Annotated in this window: 20 protein-coding genes; 3 read left to right on the top strand and 17 right to left on the bottom strand. The window is 57.7% G+C overall.

Features of this window, described 5'->3' with window-relative positions:
• Nucleotides 1–29: 29 nt before the first annotated feature.
• From FIU93_RS19525 to flgB, 17 genes are all read right to left on the bottom strand, one after another.
• Entirely contained in the window at nt 30–605 is a 576-nt protein-coding gene (locus FIU93_RS19525; protein WP_055654450.1) for a transglycosylase SLT domain-containing protein, read from the bottom strand.
• Nucleotides 559–1,848, bottom strand: a complete 1,290-nt coding sequence (locus tag FIU93_RS19520) for a flagellar hook-length control protein FliK (protein ID WP_173017360.1) — start codon at nt 1,846–1,848, stop codon at nt 559–561. The genes FIU93_RS19525 and FIU93_RS19520 overlap by 47 nt, the downstream gene beginning before the upstream one ends.
• On the bottom strand, nt 1,838–3,073 hold the full coding sequence (locus FIU93_RS19515; RefSeq protein ID WP_152506480.1) for a chemotaxis protein: 1,236 nt from the start codon (nt 3,071–3,073) through the stop codon (nt 1,838–1,840). Before FIU93_RS19515 ends, FIU93_RS19520 begins: the two co-directional genes overlap by 11 nt.
• Complete coding sequence (locus tag FIU93_RS19510; protein WP_152506479.1) at nt 3,073–4,569, bottom strand: MotB family protein; 1,497 nt, start codon at nt 4,567–4,569, stop codon at nt 3,073–3,075. The genes FIU93_RS19515 and FIU93_RS19510 overlap by 1 nt, the downstream gene beginning before the upstream one ends.
• Nucleotides 4,569–5,207: a hypothetical protein gene (locus FIU93_RS19505; RefSeq protein ID WP_055654457.1), complete on the bottom strand. Its 639-nt coding sequence runs from the start codon at nt 5,205–5,207 to the stop codon at nt 4,569–4,571. Before FIU93_RS19505 ends, FIU93_RS19510 begins: the two co-directional genes overlap by 1 nt.
• Nucleotides 5,207–6,853, bottom strand: a complete 1,647-nt coding sequence (gene fliF, locus FIU93_RS19500; RefSeq protein WP_152506478.1) for a flagellar basal-body MS-ring/collar protein FliF — start codon at nt 6,851–6,853, stop codon at nt 5,207–5,209. Before fliF ends, FIU93_RS19505 begins: the two co-directional genes overlap by 1 nt.
• A 167-nt stretch (nt 6,854–7,020) precedes the next feature.
• Nucleotides 7,021–7,923 (bottom strand): flagellin, encoded by a 903-nt coding sequence (locus FIU93_RS19495; RefSeq protein ID WP_031268437.1) that lies wholly within the window; start codon nt 7,921–7,923, stop codon nt 7,021–7,023.
• Nucleotides 7,924–8,231: 308 nt separating this feature from the next.
• Nucleotides 8,232–8,975 (bottom strand): flagellar type III secretion system pore protein FliP, encoded by a 744-nt coding sequence (gene fliP, locus FIU93_RS19490; RefSeq protein WP_022998502.1) that lies wholly within the window; start codon nt 8,973–8,975, stop codon nt 8,232–8,234.
• On the bottom strand, nt 8,972–9,472 hold the full coding sequence (locus tag FIU93_RS19485) for a flagellar basal body-associated FliL family protein (protein ID WP_055654461.1): 501 nt from the start codon (nt 9,470–9,472) through the stop codon (nt 8,972–8,974). The genes fliP and FIU93_RS19485 overlap by 4 nt, the downstream gene beginning before the upstream one ends.
• Nucleotides 9,473–9,502: 30 nt before the next feature.
• Nucleotides 9,503–10,207 (bottom strand): flagellar basal body L-ring protein FlgH, encoded by a 705-nt coding sequence (gene flgH / locus FIU93_RS19480; RefSeq protein ID WP_022998500.1) that lies wholly within the window; start codon nt 10,205–10,207, stop codon nt 9,503–9,505.
• Nucleotides 10,207–10,749, bottom strand: a complete 543-nt coding sequence (locus FIU93_RS19475; RefSeq protein ID WP_209010172.1) for a hypothetical protein — start codon at nt 10,747–10,749, stop codon at nt 10,207–10,209. Before FIU93_RS19475 ends, flgH begins: the two co-directional genes overlap by 1 nt.
• A 193-nt stretch (nt 10,750–10,942) precedes the next feature.
• The gene (gene flgI, locus FIU93_RS19470; RefSeq protein ID WP_055654466.1) at nt 10,943–12,049 is read right to left on the bottom strand and encodes a flagellar basal body P-ring protein FlgI; all 1,107 of its coding nucleotides are present in this window, start codon (nt 12,047–12,049) and stop codon (nt 10,943–10,945) included.
• A gap of 4 nt (nt 12,050–12,053) precedes the next feature.
• Nucleotides 12,054–12,509 carry a flagellar basal body P-ring formation chaperone FlgA gene (gene flgA / locus FIU93_RS19465; RefSeq protein ID WP_055654468.1) on the bottom strand — a complete coding sequence of 152 codons (456 nt, stop codon included), beginning with the start codon at nt 12,507–12,509 and terminating at the stop codon, nt 12,054–12,056.
• Nucleotides 12,510–12,522: 13 nt separating this feature from the next.
• A complete protein-coding gene (flgG, locus tag FIU93_RS19460; protein WP_022998496.1) occupies nt 12,523–13,311 on the bottom strand; it encodes a flagellar basal-body rod protein FlgG in 789 nt (262 codons plus the stop codon).
• Nucleotides 13,312–13,359: 48 nt separating this feature from the next.
• Nucleotides 13,360–13,692: a flagellar hook-basal body complex protein FliE gene (locus FIU93_RS19455; RefSeq protein WP_022998495.1), complete on the bottom strand. Its 333-nt coding sequence runs from the start codon at nt 13,690–13,692 to the stop codon at nt 13,360–13,362.
• A gap of 2 nt (nt 13,693–13,694) precedes the next feature.
• The gene (flgC, locus tag FIU93_RS19450) at nt 13,695–14,111 is read right to left on the bottom strand and encodes a flagellar basal body rod protein FlgC (RefSeq protein WP_022998494.1); all 417 of its coding nucleotides are present in this window, start codon (nt 14,109–14,111) and stop codon (nt 13,695–13,697) included.
• Between the two features lie 12 nt (nt 14,112–14,123).
• A complete protein-coding gene (gene flgB, locus FIU93_RS19445; protein WP_022998493.1) occupies nt 14,124–14,504 on the bottom strand; it encodes a flagellar basal body rod protein FlgB in 381 nt (126 codons plus the stop codon).
• Between the two features lie 271 nt (nt 14,505–14,775).
• Between flgB and FIU93_RS19440 the strand changes: the two genes are divergently transcribed.
• The 3 genes from FIU93_RS19440 (at nt 14,776) to FIU93_RS19430 (ending at nt 16,623) form a co-directional block, all read left to right on the top strand.
• Nucleotides 14,776–15,243, top strand: coding sequence for a hypothetical protein (locus FIU93_RS19440; protein ID WP_152506477.1), 468 nt, complete (start codon nt 14,776–14,778; stop codon nt 15,241–15,243).
• 9 nt (nt 15,244–15,252) lie between these two features.
• A complete protein-coding gene (locus FIU93_RS19435; protein WP_022998492.1) occupies nt 15,253–15,621 on the top strand; it encodes a PilZ domain-containing protein in 369 nt (122 codons plus the stop codon).
• 243 nt (nt 15,622–15,864) lie between these two features.
• Nucleotides 15,865–16,623: an FCD domain-containing protein gene (locus tag FIU93_RS19430; RefSeq protein WP_022998491.1), complete on the top strand. Its 759-nt coding sequence runs from the start codon at nt 15,865–15,867 to the stop codon at nt 16,621–16,623.
• Nucleotides 16,624–16,757 lie beyond the last annotated feature (134 nt).

Below are 16,757 nucleotides of genomic sequence, written 5' to 3'. Positions count from 1 at the left end.
CGGGCAAGCTGTCCGGTGCTTTTCAGAGATCAGGCGCCGCAGAATTGCTTGGACTGCCGTGTCCAGTTTCCAAAACCGGAAGCAACCATGTTGCGGATCACCGTGCAGACATACCGTTTTTGCGCGGGATCATTGTTCGGCCCCGCGTGATAGCGGGCAACAGCCATCGTCCAGGATCCCTGGCGCCGCCTCAGGTCCTTCAGGAACCTTGCCGCATATTGCACATTTGCACGTGGTTCCAGCATCTGATCCACCGAACGGAACTGGTCACCGTGGTAATGATGGTTGATCTGCATACAGCCGATGTCGATCAGCTTCTTGCCGTGCTGTTGTGCATCCATCACATCCTGCTTCGCGGCTTGCCGGCTGGGAGGAAACACGGACTTTCCCTCGATATTGAGGGCATAGGGGTACAGCGAATTGCGCCGCCCGGTTTCCGTCAGCCCGACCGCATAAAGCACGCCGAGCGGCACGTTGTACTTTCGCGCTGCCGAGATCATCTCGCGTTCGCAAACGTTCTGGGTCTCGGCAGCCGCAGGCACGCTAACGGCGAGAGCACTAAAGATAGATGCCGTCAGAAAGGCTGATGTCAGAACCTTCCTCATGACCTGTTCCTCTTGTTGTTTCAGAAGGCTGATACGCGTCTTCTCTGGAGTTTTGGCCCGGACGTCCATTTTGCTGTCCGGCACCGTTGCCGGAACTCTGCGGTTGGCCGTCAAACGGGTTACCGCCACCAGCGCCACTCTGGTTCTGGTTCTGGGCCTGAGGGCCTGAAGCGTTGCTTCCCGCCTGGACCTGGATCCGGTCGTCTCCGGCCTGGATCGAGATGGCATCAGCCTTGACCCCGGTCGCCCTGAGCATCTGATCGAGCAGTTGCCGGTCTTGCTTCAGGAGTTCCGCAGTTTGCGCCCTGCTCGTTACAAGCGACACTTCCACTGTATCACCGACCATCCTGAGAGACACTTTCACGGTGCCGAGTTCATGTGGCGTGAGCTGGATATCCAGTGTTTTCAGAACAGGACCTTCCGCCTTGGCAGTTATGCCACCGTCAAGTGATGCGGAGCTGGAAGCCATATCCTTTACCGCAGCGGCGATCTGGTCACCCACCTGTTGCGCGGGGGAGAGTCGCATATTCGGTGCAAAGTGGGTTTCCTGGCGCAGAACCTTGACGGTGCCCGCCGCTTCGTCCGGCAACATGGACCGGCCAATAGCCCCACGTCCCTCGCCGTCGGAAATTGCCTCCGGTTCGACGCCGAACTGCGCGAAGAGCGAAGACGTTCCGGTCTGTGCAGGTCCATCGGGATCGCCAACCGGCATGCCGTTGGCCTGCCCTTGCAGGAGCGAAGGCATCGGGGCTGCGCCAGACTGGGCCTGCGACGAGGGAACCTGACCGTTTTTTCCAGCCAGCACCGCATTTAGCGACAATCCCACATGCGCTGCCGAACTCTGCAACATGGTTTCGGCTTTCGGGTCCGTTTGTCCCTCGGCCGCACCATCCAGGCCTTCGCCATCCTTCGCCTTGCGTGACAGTGCGTTCTGGGAAGCCTGACGCAGGGCGTCGACAAGATTGCTGGTCGAAAACGCCGCTGAACCTGCCGCCTGTTCCTTGCCGGAACCGGTCTTGCCGTTGGCGTCGCCCGCAGCCCCGTCTGCCTGATCAGATGTTTCAGACCCGGGTTTTCCTGCCGCATCTTCGGCAGCATCGCCTTTTTTCATGTTCTGCATGACGGCCTGGAATGCAGCCGCGGCTTCCTTGGAAGAGGTTTGCCCGCGCTCGCCCGTTCCAGCGTCCGTCGACTTGCCGGACTTCGGCGCAGTCGGAACGAATGCCTGAGTGTTAACGCTCATCCTGTTCTCCCAATTGAGCGAGGGACTTTCCCGTCCGGCGCAACAGAACATTCGCAAGTTCCATGTCCGCGCTGACCCAGCTTTGATCTTCAGGAGCGTCCATATTGGTCGCGACGTTGAATTCGCCGATCACGTTGTGCGGCGGCTCCGGAAAATGCCGGACCGAGTTGAGCACGGTGTAGACGCCGTCAAGCATCGCCAGGTCCTGCGCTGTCAGGATCGACTTGTCGATCGACCACAACAGGTCTCGGTTGGCTGTAATGAACTCCGGGTCGAGACGGGTTGCCGCAAGATAGATCTTCAGGATTTCGTTTTCCTTGGTGCCGTCGACGGTTAGCGTCAGCGCTTCTCCCGTTGCCTTTCGCGCGACATTCAGATGGCCTGCCAGCAGGGCGGAACGGGCCAGCCGAAGATAAAGACCGCGCCTGCTGTCGGCATCGAATTCGTGCAGCACGTCATCCAGAAGCGCGAACTTGTCCTCGCTTTTGACAAATCCGAGCGTGTCCAGTGACAGGGCAAATCGCCTGCGGAAATCACCGGCGTAAACCGATGTGCGGAACCGGCGAAGATATCGGATGCTGAGAACTCGAAAGCGATCGACGTTGCCGGTCATCCCAGCGACGAAGACTTCCCGGCGAAGAGCAGCTTCCTCGACGAGTGTTCCAGGCATCAGTAGGCTGGCGACCTGAAGCAGTTCCATCGCCTTTTCCGGATCCGTGCGGATGTAGGGTGCAGCCTTTACCAGTGCGACATGCCCCCCCAGGCTTGCCGGCAGTTCCAGCGGATCGATCTCCGCCAGAAGAACGATCATGTCCTCTTCCCTGCCTTCGACATAGGCAAGCGACGCTTCCATGAGTTTGCGGTCGACAGCGGGTGCCGGATCGAGAGACAAGAGATACCGCATTACGTCTGGATGTCCGCCACTCAGAAGATGGATGACGGCCGCCCGGGCGTTGCGCGGTTCCTGCCACGCATCGGCTGGCAACACGACGAAACTTGCGTCCATCTTTGTCAGCAAGGCTCGCTGCGCCTGCATCGCATGGCTGTTGCCCTGTGCGATCTGCTCCTGCAAGGACTGCAGCGACCGGATCATTTCAAATGGTTCCGGATCCGAAGTCTGCTTGCCAACCTGCTGCGCCCAGCCTGCCGACACCCAGAAGACGGCCGCCATCAAGCCAAGGAGCAGACCTTTGAAGCAGGGGATCCTTATGGAGAGGCAGCGCATTACCGAGCCCCTTCCAGCAAGTAGATCTCAATCCGCCTGTTGGAGGCAGCTAGAGGATCGGACGGAACTTTCAGATCCTGATCGGCGTAGCCTTCGACCCGGTTGAACCTGTCCTTGCCGACACCTCCGCGAGTGAGCATGTAGAGAGCCATGTGAGCGCGTGCCGACGACAAGCGCCAATTGTCATAGGTCTTGCTTTTGAAAGGGCGCGCGTCCGTATGACCCTTGATGACAATCTGTCCCGGAGTTTCGGCAACCACCTTGCCAATCCGTTCAAGCAGTTTGACGAGTTCCGGGCGCGGCTCGGCAGACCCGATGGCGAACATACCGAAGTTCTGGTCGTCGGTAAGGCTGATCAAGGCTCCCTCACCTTCTCTCGTCACCGTAATCTGACTGGCGGTTTCCTCAAGAGCAGTCCCTTCAGTCTGGGCAAGGACTTCCGAAAGACGGGCGACCAGTACCTCGGCACTGCTTTCCGTGAAGTCTTCTTCGTAAGTGCCCTCACCGTCTCCGGTACCAATGACCGTTTCTGTCTGGACTTCAGCGATCACCTCGGCTGAAGACGTCTCAAGCGACTTGCCAAGCACATGAGCGACGACCTGATCCGTCGTATCCCCGTTGTCGGGAAGTGCGCCGTTGCCGACAAATTCAAAGGACGTCGTTCCGGATTGTTCCGCCATGTAGTCCCCGTTGCTAGGCCCATTTCCAGGGGCAGCGTTTCCGTTTTGCCGGGTAATGCCGGTCTCAGGTTGCGTGCCATCTTCAAACGGCGCAGCAAAGGCGAATTCACCGGCCAGAGCCTGGGTAGAAGGCGCGGAACCATCGCCCGGCAAACTTACGTCAGGAGCTGCCTCGGCACTGGCGACACCTCGGCCAGGACGGAACTGCCAGAACATCGGATCAAAGGGATCCCGATAGGCCTGCCCACCCTGAACGCCTTCGTTTTTCTGAAGACCTGTGCCGATACCCTTTGGGTTGTCCTCCCGCACATCGGCGACACGGATTTTCTGCGAAAGGGTGTCGAGTACGGCATAGGGATCCGTGAAAAGAATCGATTCCGAATGGGTCTGGGTAAACTGCCCAGAGGCCGGTGCCCCACCCATCTCCGGTGTCTCGACCACCTCCTCCAGCCTGTGTCCCTTGTCCAGGCCATCACCGAAGTTCTCATCCTGATCGACCGGCGCATCAGACCCACCCAATTTGCCGGTGAAAAGCTTGGTGCCGGCTTCGTTGGTATCGCCGTTGATCTCCGGATCGTTCAGGCCCTTGCGGTTCGGAGCCGTGGAGGCAAGTTTAACCGGGTTGAAATACTGCGCAACGCCGCGACGCACGCTGTCGTCGGTCACGTTGATCAGCCACATGACCAGAAAAAAGGCCATCAATGCGGTCATGAAATCCGCGTAGGCAATCTTCCAGACGCCATGTGGCAGCTGATCGTCTTCCCAGCCGTTCTTGCGCCGGACAATTACGATTTCATTCGGGACGCCGTCCAACATCAGTCTGCCTCCCCTTTCAAGGCTTCAAGCTGGCCGAGCCATTGTCCGAGCCGTGTTTCAATGGTTGTCTCGTCAAGCAGAGCCACCAGTTCGACCTGATCAGCATGCTGAACGTCGATCCGGTCTCTCAAGGCCGGCAACTGCTCCAGCACTCGGCTGACCAGAGTTTCCGGTCCGCGCAGCCTGATCATTTTGCCTTCCGTTTCCTCGGTCAGTTGCCGAAGATTGCCGGCAAAGGCATCGACCAGTTGGTCGACGATCTGCTCTGTCAGGAAAGGTTGAAGAAGCTTGGAAAGCGAATAGGAGATCCGCTGCTCCATCACATTGAGGAAGCCTTCGATGGAGGCGCTCACGTTGGCCGATTCACGCATGTCGAACCGGTCACGCTCGTCTTTGAGCTGCCTTGCGTGCTCCTCGCGCTCCTGTTCCAGGATGGCCTGAAAATGAGCCATCGTGCGGTCACTGCCTTCCGCCAAGCCGCGCTCGTATTCGGCCTGAAGCTGTTCTTCCAGGCTGGGTTCGGGCACAGCTTCCTCGCAAGGCTCCAGAACGTCCACGAGAGCGGGGTCGAATGCACCGAAGGACTTGAATCTGGAGGCGGACAGGACGGGAATATGGGAAGCGATTGAGGTGGTCATTAGATGCGCTCCGATTCATAGAGCCACTGGCGCAGGATCGCGGCAGACTGTTCCTCGTTGAACTCCAGCAAGGATTCCAGCTTCCGGAGCGCGGACTTGTTGCGCCGGCTGTTGAGGTCCTGCAGCATGTCGGAATGATCCGGCGGCATCAGGAAGTTCTGATCCCCGTCGACTGCTTCTGCAGTCCCTTCCGCAGCTTCCGGCAGCATTCCGAGTTCGGCCATTTCGACCTGCGGCTTGGCCATTTGCGGCACCAGTGCAGCCACGGCGGGCCGCAGACCGAACCAGATCACCAGCATCGACACGGTCAGGATTGCGAGCGCATTGATGATGTTGCCGGACTGGCGCATCAGATACTCGGTGATGCTGATCGGCGGGATCGGCTCCATGGCCCGGCCGCCGTCAATGAAGTCGACGACAGCAACCTTGACCAGGTCTCCCCGTTCTTTTTCAATCCCCGCAGAAGAAGCAACTAGTGCTTCGATTTCCGTCAGCTGTTCATCCAGTTGAGCCTGGGTCGGTTCGCCGCCAAGAGACTGTGCAAGACGGGACTTATCAACCAGAACCGCAATGGACAGACGGTCGACACGATAGCCATCCTGAGACGTCTCGATGCGTTTGGAGGAGATCTCGTAATTGACGGTTTCCTCGCGCCGCTCGTTTTCTTCGCTGGAACGCTCACCGTTGTCCGCGGACACATCCTCTTCCGGAAGGTTCTGCTCGACCGTTGTCGGTGCCGAGACACTGGAATTCTGAGCGTTCTCGTTTTCGCGAATGGTCCTGATCGAGCGCTCGGTCCGTGAGTCCGGATCGAAAATCGTCTCGGCAATCGTCTTGCGGTCCGTGTTTAGCTCCGCGGCGACACTGACCTCGAAGTTGTCCAGGCCAAGATATGGCGTCAGGGTCTTGCGAATGTTTTCCTGGATCCGGCTGCTGACAGCTGTCTCAAGGCTGGCAAGCTGGCCTGCGGAGGCCTTGGTCGGATCCTGGCCGGCCGCCAGGATACCACCGGACGTGTCGAGCACTGTAACCTTGTCGGCTTGCATGCCCGGAACACCGGCAGCAACCAGGTGGCGGATGGCATCGGCGGTTCGCACATCGTCTGGCACATCGGAACGGATGACGACAGATGCCGACGGCGGCTGCTGATCGCGCCTGAAAGATCCTTTCTCTGGCAACACGATATGAACGCGCGCTGCCCGGATCCCCTTCATGAGCTGGATGGTTCGGGCAAGCTCACCTTCAAGCGCTCGCACCCGTGTCACTTCCTGCATGAAGGACGTCAACCCAAGCGACCCCAACTCGTCGAAGAGCTCGTAGCCGGAGTTGGCTCCACGCGGGAGCCCCTTTTCGGCCAGAAGCATGCGCGCCTTGGCTGTCTGCGCATGGCTCACCATGACGGCGGAGCCTTCCGAATTGATGTCGAAAGGAATGCCGGCGTCCCGCAACGCGGAACCGATGCGGGTGACGTCTTCACCATCGAGACCCGTATAGAGGACGGTCTGTTCCGGTCGGCTCAAGTAATATGCTCCCGCGCCGACGGTCGCGATTGTGGCGAGCCCGATCAAGGCGAGCGCGATAAGTCTGCGCACTCCCAGTTCCATCAGGTTTGCCCATAGTTTTTCGGCGTGTTCACGGCCCGGCATGCATAACCCCTTCATGCACGTAACGTTCTGTTTGACCCACTATCGGAACTGGACCTTGCGCGAGCCTGTCACCCGGGCCTGAAGACGGAAATTCTGGACACAAAAAAACCGCGCCCCGAAGGGCGCGGTCCTCTTGCCTGGAAATCCGGTCAGATAAACTGGTTGGATTAACGGAACAGGGACAGAATGTTCTGCGAACCCTGGTTGGCGATCGACAGAGCCTGGATACCGAGCTGCTGCTGAGTCTGCAGAGCCTGGAGGCGGGTCGATTCTTTGTTCATGTCAGCATCCACGAGCTGGCCGACACCACGGTCGATCGAGTCGATCAGAGCGGACACGAAGTCCTTCTGCAAATCAACGCGCTTCTTGGTGGAACCGAGCAGGGTTGCGGAGTCTGTGATGAGGCCCAGAGCTTCGTCGACATCCGAGATCATGCCTTCCAGAGTGGTCAGGTCGGCAGCGCTGTCCGTCAGAGCGGAGATGTCGATGGTGTCGACAACGTTACCGTTCGTCAGAGCACGATCGAGGATACCGGTACCACCACCAGTGGTGTCATAGAGCTGGGTAGCGGTAATATCAACCGTGGTCGTCAGAACGGAAACCGCACCACCGACGCGGGTGAAGGAGCTGACGATTTCTTTCGACGTAACGGTGGTCACGTCGGAAGACAGCCAGTTTTCACCGTTGAAAACAGCGGATTCGGCAGTCGACTTAAGCTGGTTCTGCAGTTCGTTGATGTCGGACTGGATCTTGCCGCGGTCGACACCCGGAGTACGGGCAGCAACAAGCTTGGCTTTGATTTCGTTCATGACATCAACAGTGCTGTCCATAGCAGTGTACATGACGTCGACGGTCGCAGCACCCAGACCCAGAGAGTCTTCAACGGCGCTAAGAGCCATGTTGTCAGAACGCATGGTGGTTGCGATGGACCAGTAGGCAGCGTTGTCTTCCGCGCCGGCAACGCGATAACCGGTGGAGATGCGGTTCTGCGTCTCTGCCAGGTTGGCGCTGGTGTTCCGCAGAGTCTGCAGAGCGGTCATTGCGGAAGCGTTCGTCATCAAGCTAGACATGATATGTCCCTTCAATGTGTCAGTGTGTACTGGATTGGATTGGGACATGCCGGGTTTGCACCGGCACAGCAGGAGCAGCGTCATGCTTTTGAACCGTGGGTAGTTTGGGGTTCAACCTGCTGTGAAAATGACCCTAGCGGCTCAATCTTGCGTGAAGCTTACGTCGATACGGGCAATTTGATCTTTTTCGAATTTCTCCAAGACCCAATCTTGGACCAAAAGATATAGTCGCGCACGATCTTATCGCCAAAAACAAAAAGGCGGAGCCTTTCGGCCCCGCCCTTTGGCGCCCCGACGCCCCCCGTCGGTTACAAGAATGATCGCACAAGACTACCGACCAGAAGGTTCCATCCGTCGATCAAAACAAAGAACAACGCCTTGAAAGGCAACGATATGACTGTTGGTGGCAACATCATCATACCCATGGACATGGTGATCGTTGCGACGATCATATCGATCACGAGAAAAGGCAACGCGATCAAAAATCCGATTTCGAAACCCCGGCGCAACTCGGAAATCATGAAAGCCGGGATCAAGACACGCAGTTCAACTTCCTCTGCAGAGGCCGCTTCGTTTTCTGTCACGCGGCCGGCCGCAAGATCATCAAAGAGAACGAGATCTTCTTCGCGCACCTGGCTGAGCATGAAGTCCCGGAAGGGTGTTGTGATCCGCACATAGGCCTCTTCCTCGGAGATCTCGTTGTTCATCAGAGGCTGAACACCCTGCTCCCAGGCTTTGTCGAAGGTTGGAGCCATGACATAAAAAGTCATGAAGAGGGCCAGCGAAATGAGGATCAGGTTACCCGGTGTTGTTTGAAGACCGATACCGGACCTCAGGAACGAGAAAGCAATCACGAAACGGGTGAAGCTCGTCACCATGATCAGGATGCCCGGAGCCAGAGAAAGCACCGTCAAGAGTGCAATCATCTGGATGATACGGCCGCTGGCACTGCCCTCTCCTGCTGGTAGCAACGCAGAAAGATCGGGCACCTGGGCAGCCGCAGCCCCCGTCATCGCGACCAGTACAAGGCCGGCAACAAGAAGACGGCTCATTGAATAACCACCGATTCCAGAATGACTTCGTTCACCTGACCTTTGGTGCGTGTCTGAGCGCGCTCGGTGAGATCTTCGCGAAGATGCTGCAAACCGATACCACCTTCCAGATGAGAGAGCGTAAGCGTGCGCATGTAGCCGAGAAAATCGTCCTCGACCTTTTTCTTGAGCACACCAACATCACCGTCCGGATCGTCTTCCAGAAGAATTGAAGCCTGCAACCTGATCCAGGCATCTTGCGGCGACGCCAGATTTGTCACGAGCGGTTCAAGCGTCTGCAGGCGTGTCGAAGGCGAAAACGGCAGCGTTTCGGTGAAGCTCTGTTGCTGGCGAAGCCGGCCATGAACTTCCTCTTCCGTATAGTCCGCAACATATTTTGCAAGGCCCGCTCCAGCGCCACCGCCAATCAGCGTCAGGAGCACCAACGCCGCGACGAAACCGGAGCTGCGCTGATTTTCCCGCGCACCTTCAAAAGGAACTTCAATGATATTAGGCATTTGGGTCTTTCCGGTACTTTCAGGAAGGGCTCAGAAGGGCGTCACGATGTCGTAGATCTGCTGCCCCCAGGCCGGTTGCTGAACCTCGGTGATCCTGCCGCGGCCACCATAGGAGACCCGCGCTTCGGCAATCTTGTCGTAAGGAATGGTGTTGTTGGCCTGAATGTCCCGCGGACGCACGATTCCGGCGATTTGCAGGATGCGCATCTCGAAGTTGACGCGCATTTCCTGCGAGCCGGAGATCACCAGGTTGCCGTTCGGCAGGCGGTCCGTGACCACGGCCGCAACGGACAGCTGGATTTCTTCCGACCGATCGATAGAGCCGGAACCCGCGGAACCGGAGCCGGAATCAACGCCAAGATTGCCGCTGCCACCATGCCCGATGCCATCCCAGTCGTAATCCATGGTGCCGCCCCAGCCGATATCGGAAGTGCGGCGGCGATCCGAACTGTTGTCCATGTTCGCGCGGTCATTGATCTGGATGGTCACGGTCAGCACATCACCGACTTTCTTTGCACGCGGGTCTGCAAAGAAATTGTCGCGACCGCTGGCCCACAAGGAGTTGTAGTCCTTGACCGTGCCCTGCCCGAAAGTACTCAGCGGATAAGCTGCCGGCTGTTGAACGGCAAGGCCGTACCCGACCGGAGACATCTCCGGTGCGCGACCAACGTCTTCCAGCTGCCCGGCACAGCCGGTCAGCATCGCAGCTCCTAGGGAGATCACAAAAGCGCGCATCAGAAACTCCGTTGTATTTCGGGATGGGTCAGGCCCATCATCGATTGGGTCAGCTGGGCAGCACGGGAAGGCTCCATCTCGTCGAGAATGCTGCTGGCAACACGGGCCTTCAGTTTCAGGAGAACGCCAACGGCGGCTTCCTCGTCGGTCGTCTGCAGCTGCGCCGCAGCTGCTTCCGGACGCATGCGCCCGATGATTGAGACGACCTGATCCTCGACTTCGTTGAGAAGGTCTTCGCGCCGCTCGACCCATTTTTCGAATTCGCGCTCTTTGCGCTGCAATTCTTCAATCCTGTCCCGGAGGCTTGCCTCCAGGCTGATCAGTTTCCAGGTCTGCCACTTAATGCGAGCATCCGAAGCCGCTTCGGCGATGTTCTTGCAATAGAGCTCGCTGTCCTGTGGCGGTACGGGCGCAATCGCGCTTTCGCGTGCCTGGGGCTTCTGGCGCGGCGCCTGGGCAATGGCCTGGCCGCCGAATGTGAGCGAAACTGCCGCAAGCACCAGAAGCGTGAGTGTGCGGCCGCGGTCCAAATGTCGTGGCATAAGGCCTTCCCTTGTGCAGAACCTCTTTGACCGCACAATCGGAGATCGAGCTTGCGTGAGGCTGTCGCAAAAAAACGCCGCTTTAAAAAGCGGCGTTTCAGAATTGCTCACATGATGGAGACATCTCCCCGGCCTTCAGGGGTTCAGACCACATGAGTGCTGGTTTCCCTGTTGGGTTAGGACCAAGTCTGACTTATTGCACCACGAGTTCCGCCTGCAGCGCGCCGGCTGTCTTGATCGCCTGAAGGATGGCGATGATACCGGTTGGTCGCAGACCGATCCGGTTGAGACCCCGCACCAGTGTGGGCAGGTCCGTTCCACCGACAACAGCCAGTTGACCACCGCTTTCCTGAGCATCGACATATGTTCGTGGCACGACCACTGTCTGGCCATTCAGCGAAAACGGCGACGGCTGCGAAACCTCGGGTGCTTCCGATATACGAACCGTCAGATTGCCATGGGTAATCGCAACGGTCGAAATCTGCACATCCTTGCCAATAACCACAGTCCCTGTTCGCTCATCGATCACGACCTTCGCAATCTGGTCAGGCGTCACCCGAATAGCCTCGATTTCCGCAATGAACCTCGTGACACTGATGTTTTGCGGAGGCGTGAGTACCACAGTGCGATAGTCGCGCTCCTTGGCCACCTTGATGCCGTATCGCTCCCTGGTGAACTGGTTGATCGCATCGGCAATACGCACTGCGGTGCGGAAATCCGGATTGGAAAGTTCGAGAACCAGGTTGGGTATTTGCGAAAATTTAGCCGGCAAATCTCTTTCGATGAGACCACCGTTTGGAACCCGACCGACGGTCGGTATCCCCTGGGTCAGGCTTTCCGCCTGCCCCAGCTCCGAGAAACCGGATACTGCAACGGGGCCCTGCGCAACCGCGTAAATTTGCCCGTCAGCTCCCAGCAAAGGGGTAGCGATGAGAGTACCCCCGGCAAGTGACGTCGCATCGCCAAGCGAGGACACACTTACGTCGATCGTCGATCCCTGACCGATAAAAGACGGCATTTCGGCGGTCACGACAACGGCTGCTACGTTACGCGTCCGCAGTCGCGCATCGCGTACGTTCACCCCCAGACTGTCGAGCATCGATTGCAGCGATTGCTCCGTGAATGGGGAATTGCGTAACGTGTCGCCGGATCCTTTCAGACCGATAACGAGGCCATAGCCGACAAGCTGGTTGTCGCGCACCCCTTGCAGACTGGCGATGTCCTTGATCCGCACCATGGACATTGCCGACACCGGCAAGGCCAACAGTGCAGCCAGAACAAAAACGAGTAACCGGGTCATAAAATCAGTTCTCCACACGTATGGTGCCGTCTTCTTGAACCCGCCCGGAAACAACCAGACCGCTATCGACATTGCGTACGCGTACGAAGTTGCCGGCTCCGCCGTTCTGAAGAGCTTCCACCTGCATGATGATCACCAGCCCCTGCTCACGGAAAACCAGTCGCGCCGGCTCACCACGACGAACAAGGACCGGCTTTTCGACCGAATTTATCGGTACGGGCTGTCCTGGAAGCAACGTACGCCGCGCAACCATGCCAACCAGTTGGCCCCTGTTGGTAGACACCGCGAATTGCTGTGCTGTCCGCGTTGGAAACGATCGTTCGATCAGATCCTGGTGAGTGATTTCGGTTCCAGCCGGTATTGTCTGGCGCGGAACCGGCAGATCTATGCCTCCGGCTGCTTTCGCTGCCCCGGTGCTGAAGATCATGACCAGCACCAGGAAAAGGGATCGGATCGTCATCACCTTCTCCCTGTTAGCGAATGCCGTTGGTGACGGTACCGGCCATCTCGTCGGCGGCTTTCATGACCTTGGAGTTCATTTCATAGCCGCGCTGAGCGCTGATCAAGGCAGTGATTTCCTTTACCGGATCAACGTTGGAGCTTTCCAGATACCCCTGGCGAACCACGCCGAAACCCGGATCACCCGCAACACCGGTAACAGGCGTGCCAGAGGCCTCGGTTTCACGGAAGAGGTTGCCACCCACTGGTTCCAGACCGACATCGTTGGCAAAATTGGAAAGCGTCAGTTGTCCGAGTTCACGAGGCGTCATCTCGCCATCGACCTTGGCATAAACCTGACCCGATTCATTGACGACAACTTCAATGGTTTCTTGCGGAATAATGATCGCCGGTTCGACGGCATAGCCGTCAATGGTCACCAGTCTGCCGTCGGCATTCTTGTTGAACGAACCGGCTCGGGTAAACAGTGTTTCGTCATCAGGACCGGTAATTTCGAACCATCCCCGCCCGTCAAGCGCAACATCGAACTGGTTGCCGGTGTTGGTCAGCGAGCCTTGGGCATGGAGTTTGCGGATCCCGGCGGTACGAACGCCCAGACCCAGCTGAGCACCTTCCGGTACAGGATCTTCACCACCCCGGTTCGGCACGCCCTGCAGGCGCTCGGCCTGATAGAGAAGGTCTGAGAATTCCGCCTGCGAACGTTTGAAGGACGTGGTGTTCATGTTGGCGATGTTGTTGGCGACCACTTCGACATTCGTCTGCTGGGCGCTCATGCCGGTCGCGGCGATAGCAAGGGCTTTCATGGATTTTCTCCTGGTAATTACAATCGCTTATCGAGGCCAAGCCTACGATCAGATCGACATGCGGCTGATTTCCTGATAGGCGCTCACGACCTTGTCGCGGATGGCAATTGCGGTCTGGAGGGTCGATTCAGCAGCCATTACGGCCTCGACCACCTGCTGTACCGACGCCTGTCCGTCGACACCTGCAATCGATACCGCTTCGCCTTGCTTGATCTTGTCGATCGCATCGGTCGAAACTTTCGCCATCGCATCGGAGAAACTGGTTTCGCCCACGGCGCCCGTGCCGCCAAGATCCGGCGTGCTCGCCGTGTACCTGGTTGTGGAGGCTGCTTTCAGGACGCCGTCGGTCGACGATGTCAGCGCAGAGATTTCATTGATCATGATCAGTTCCTCAACAGGTCAATGTTGCGCATGACCATCTCGCGGGCCTGCGTCATGACTTTCAGATTGGCTTCGTACGAGCGGTTGGTTTCGCGCATATCGGCCAGTTCAAGCAGCGTGTTGACATTCGGCATCTTGACGTAGCCGTTCTCGTCCGCCGCCGGATGGCCGGGGTCGTATTCCACCGCGAACTCGGCTTTGTCCTTGCCGATGTCCTTCACGGACACCAGGTTGGCCTGGACGGCGCGGTTGAATTCACTTTCGAACGTGATGGTCTTGCGCCGATAGGGATCATCGCCGGCTGCTTCACCGGTAGAGCGGGCGTTGGCGAGGTTTTCGGACACAACTCTCAACCGCTCCGACTGCGCTCTGAGACCGGCGCCGGAAATCTGCAAGGTTGCGGAAAGCGGATCAGACATGATTGTTTTCCTTTAGGATTTCACTGTGGAGAGGTACATGCGGTGAAAGGACTTCGCGATACTGGCGTTCAACGAATGATCGCGCGCGACCTCTCCTGCCTTCATGAGTTCCTGTTCCAGGCTGACGGAGTTACCGGAATGCGTGACCGTCCAGCTGTCCGCCTTTTCGACATCGGACTTGCGCGCGGCTTCCATGGTCTGACCAAGATGGCCGTCATGGGTTGCGGTCATGGCAAGCTGGGTTTTGCTGATCACGGTTGTGAACGGTTCCAGGTCCTTGGAGCGGAAGCCTGGCGTATTGGCGTTGGCAATGTTTTCGGCAATGGTCGCCTGGCGGACGGACAGCCAGTCATTGCTATTCGAAACGAGTTTGGTCAGGAACACAGGTTCCATAGAAGACCTCCTATCAGCTCAGGTTGCCCCAAGGGATAGTCAGCCAAGCTTGCCCGAAACTGTTCGACCGTGATGATTTGGCAGGGTTCCTTCCCGGACGCCTGCGACGCAAGTTTCACGCAATCTTCGGTGTGCATGCATTACCGGTGCGGGCGCCCCTGCCCTTTCAGTATTCGGTATTAGGGAGAAGCGTATGAAATGTCTGCAGCCGCCGACCTGCGCAAGGAAAGCAGCCAGACCCTCGGTCCAACAATTCATATGTCGCGCCTACATGATGCACCGTGTCCAGCTGGCGAAGGCCGGGCTCCTGCAGGCTGCAATCGCTGCTTCAGTTGCCTGCCTGGCTCCAGAAGCCTCAGCCCAGACCACGAACTGCGATGCCTACGCAAGAGCCTATGCAGATGCGCATATCAACCCGGATCAATCGGACATGCCGATCGTCGACGGCGCGATGGAGGGAGCCGTTGCAGGTGGCGCCTGGGAAGGCCCAAGTGGAGCACGCAGGGGTGCATTGACGGGCGGTGCACTTGCCGTGCTAGACAACCTTGGCAGTACACCGGCTGGATGGCGCGGTTTGTATGATCTTGCATATCGCCTTTGCCGGAACGCACAATCACCAGTCACACACCGCCCCTCGACGCTGGGAGATCCCAGCTATCGGCCCGCACTCCCCGGTTCCGGCAGACCAGAGCCGTTAAGGCCAGCTGGACCGCTTGCCCCATCAAAACCCAACAACTGAGGTTGTGCCATGTTTTCATTTCTGTCTTCGAAACGGGACTCCATTGCCGCAGCAATTCAGCGTCGCCTGCATCCGCGCCAACGCACAAGATTGCGCCCCGCGAAACTTGCGAGTCTGGACAATGAATTTATTTGCGATTGCACGATCAGGGACATTTCCGATGGAGGTGTCCGTCTCGTGCTGAACGAGGTTACCGACCTGCCGGAAGAGTTCTATGTCTTCGATGCCGTCCCCAAAACCGTTGCCGAAGTGCAGCTGCGCTGGCGCGACGGACTGGCCGCCGGAGTTGTCTATTTAGTTCCACCTGCAAGTATCCGGCACTTCAAGAACACCGGCGTCAGAAAACTTGCACAAAGGCTTTATGCTCTGGATGGCTAGGCCCCGAGTAATTGTCCTACAAATTTCAAAGCAGCGAATTCATTTCCTTGCCTGAATGGTCAATAATTCAAACAGCAGCGACATAAAGAGACTCCAGAAGCGACGTATTAGCTTTGCAAAACGTCGTGGCAACTCATTAAATCTAGTATTTTATAAAATTCGCTTGTAAAACATGCGCAGGACACAACGCCGGTCTCGCCGATCAAGTTCGATTGGAAAGACCCGACTGCCTGAGTCTGTTGAATGGATAATAAAAAGCGTAATTTCTTCGAACTTCCGGACAAGGTCCTCACATCCCTGCCGACGGGGGCAGTCAAAGATACGGTCGAACATCTCGGTAGAAAGATTGCGCGGGGAGAATATCCGACAGGCGCGATCCTTCCGCGTGAGGACGAACTTGTCGACAGCCTCGGTGTTTCGCGAACTGTTGTCCGAGAAGCCATCAAGGTGCTTTGCGGAAAAGGGCTCGTTCGAACGGCACGCAGATATGGGTCTCGGGTCTGCCCCTTTGACGACTGGAACCTTCTCGATCCGGACGTCATTCGCTGGCATGACCCAAGAAGTCCGCAGACTGCGAGAATTTATGCGGAAGCAACCGACCTCAGACTGATTTTCGAGCCGGAGGCCGCCGCCCTGGCAGCCGTCAACGCAAGCCGGGAGCAACGCGACACCATTCTTGCGGCCGCGCGTGCCATCCATCCTCTGGATGGTCAGGAAAGCATGATCGGCGCCGACTACATGTTCCATGCCACGATCCTGCAGGCCAGTGGCAATCAGATGCTTTCCCAGCTCCAGAATCTGATCTACGCGGTCATGCTCTTTTCCTATGCCGCCTCACAACGAACTCCTCCGGAAGAAAAGATTGCACGTCGCAATCACGTCGGCGTTGCTGAAGCGATCGATTCCGGAGACGCAGAACTGGCACGTGGACGCATGAAAGACATGCTGGTGCAAAACAAGGCCATGGCGGACAAACTGGTCGCGTCGACCCTCCAGGAGTGACCTGGTTGCCGGCAAACCTGTTGGTCTGTCTGGCAAACAGAGAGAGACACCGGTAATTTCCTGACCAGATACCCACTCCCTCTAGCGCACCTATGGAATGGCGCCTGCGTTTCCACATTTGTTGGACAACTGAG

It is taken from the genome of Labrenzia sp. THAF35, from assembly GCF_009363595.1.
Classification (GTDB): Bacteria; Pseudomonadota; Alphaproteobacteria; order Rhizobiales; family Stappiaceae; genus Roseibium; species Roseibium algicola.
Note: the sequence above shows the minus strand (reverse complement) of the source record. Positions and strands in the feature narration are given on the sequence as shown.